General features: G+C 61.0%; 3 protein-coding genes. 1 reads left to right on the top strand and 2 read right to left on the bottom strand.

Annotated features, from left to right (window positions below; translation table 11 throughout):
• Positions 1-1,387: CRTAC1 family protein (locus NW860_RS03915; protein ID WP_414512512.1), on the top strand; the 1,387-nt coding region annotated here is incomplete at its 5' end.
• 51 nt (positions 1,388-1,438) lie between these two features.
• Here the strand turns inward: NW860_RS03915 and NW860_RS03910 are convergent.
• The gene (locus tag NW860_RS03910; RefSeq protein ID WP_414405075.1) at positions 1,439-1,705 is read right to left on the bottom strand and encodes a hypothetical protein; all 267 of its coding nucleotides are present in this window, start codon (positions 1,703-1,705) and stop codon (positions 1,439-1,441) included.
• A 63-nt stretch (positions 1,706-1,768) separates the two neighbouring features.
• On the bottom strand, positions 1,769-1,927 hold the full coding sequence (locus tag NW860_RS03905; protein ID WP_414512618.1) for a zinc ribbon domain-containing protein: 159 nt from the start codon (positions 1,925-1,927) through the stop codon (positions 1,769-1,771).
• Positions 1,928-1,939 lie beyond the last annotated feature (12 nt).

The following is a 1,939-nucleotide window of genomic DNA, read 5'->3' as shown; positions in this document are numbered from 1 at the left end:
CCAGCCGTCGGACGGGATCCCCATGTTTTGCGATTGCAGCTCCCTCATCCAGTTCAACCCGCCTGCCCTTTTCTATGGGGTTGCCGTTTGCGACTTGGATCGGGACGGGGCTTTTGAGCTATTTGTGTGCGGCTTCCGCGGCCCGAACCGGGTTTTGAAGTGGAACGGGCAGGCGCTGGTGGATCTGGTGGACGACACCCTGGCCGATGCGGGGCGCATGGCCATTGGGGTAGCTGCTGGCGACTTTGACGGTGACGGCCAAGAAGAACTCTACGTTTTGAATACCGATACTTTCGGCGGGCGCAAGCGCTTTGGGGATCGCCTCTTCGACTGGCAGGGCTCCCGCTGGGTGGATCTGTTCTCGCTGCCCCACAACCAAGATGCCCTCAACCTCACTGCCGGACGCTCGGTGGCCTGTGTGGATCGCCTGGGCCGGGGACAGTACGGGTTCTTCGTCGCCAACTACGGCGGCCCCATGCGGCTTTACGAGCTGGGCTCCAACCAGATGATCGCTGATGTAGCGCCCGAGGCGGGGGTGAACCGGATTACAGGTGGGCGAGGGCTGGTGGCCGTGCCTCTGGTCTCCCAGCGGATGGATATTTTCGCCGTCAACGAGCAGGGGCCCAATTTTTTGTTCCGCAACCGCGGGGATGGCACCTTTGAGGAAATCGCCGCCGAGGTGGGGCTGGCGGATCCCAACGAGCACGGGCGCGGCGTGGCAGCAGTGGATCTGGATGGGGACGGGCGGCTGGACTTGGTGTACGGCAATTGGGAAGGGCCGCATCGCCTTTGGATCCAAACCCCCAGTGGCATTTTCAAAAACGTGGCTCCCCCCGAGCTGGCCAGGCCCTCCCGCATCCGCACGGTCATCGCTGCCGACTTCGACAACGACGGCTACCCGGAGCTGTTTTTTAACAACATCGGTGAGCCCAACCGCCTGTTTGGCTGGCGCTCCGGCTCCTGGCAGGCTATCGATATTGGGGAGGCAGCTGAGCCCCAGGGACTGGGGACAGGCGCAGCGGTGGCGGATGTGGATGGGGATGGGCGCCTGGAGCTGCTCATTGCCCACGGGGAATCGGGCGCCCAGCCTCTAAGCTTTTACCGGCCCCTGGCTAATGCCAATAACTGGCTGAGGGTCTTGCCCCTAACTCGCCAGGGATCCCCAGCCCGCGGCGCTCTGGTGCGGCTAGTAACTCCTGGCCGCCTGCAGATTCGGCCCATCGATGCCGGCAGCGGCTACCTCTGCCAAATGGAGCCGGTGGCCCACTTTGGCCTAGGATCCGAGACGGTGGTCAAGGAAATCCAGATCCAGTGGCCGGACGGGAAAGAAGTGCAAGTGGTCAACCCCCCTGTTAACCAGCTTCTGCGGATCCCCTATCCTGGCTAGTCGCTAATCTGAAACATCGAACCCCACTTGGTGGGCAACTTGGATTCTGGCCTAGATCTGCTGCCAGCGATCCCAATCTGTGATCATTGATGCAGCGTAGCCCCGCCCCATAGAGAAGTTGGGTTTTTTGACTGAGGTTGAAGCTGTTGGTGTGAGGGCCACATCTGAGCCCAGCCTGAGCAGAGGTTCGCCGTTGGTGAGGCGAAAACCATCGATCCCCAAGGGCAAAAACACCTCTCGAACCAGCGTGAGAATTTCTTCATCGGTCAAGCGCGCTGGGGCTTGCAGCCAGGTCAACTCTGCCTCGGCAGGCGCCAAACATAAAGCCGCTGGAAATAGCGCACCTGCTGGCTAACTAGCTCCTGCGGATCTCTATCCTATTCAGCTCTCCTGGCTTGATCTTTGCAGCGGCTTAGGTGCCGCAGCATGTAGCTTTCGAGCAGCATTCAGATCCCTGTCGATCTCCAGGCCGCACCTTTCACACCGAAACACCCGCTGGCAAAGTGGCATCTTCTGTCGGTGCCCACACCGTGAACACAGTTGGCTGGATGG

The organism is Synechococcus sp. F70.1 (assembly GCF_047502745.1).
GTDB lineage: Bacteria > Cyanobacteriota > Cyanobacteriia > Thermostichales > Thermostichaceae > Thermostichus.
The sequence above is the reverse complement of the archived record's forward strand: the minus strand, read 5'-3'. Positions and strand labels throughout refer to the sequence as shown.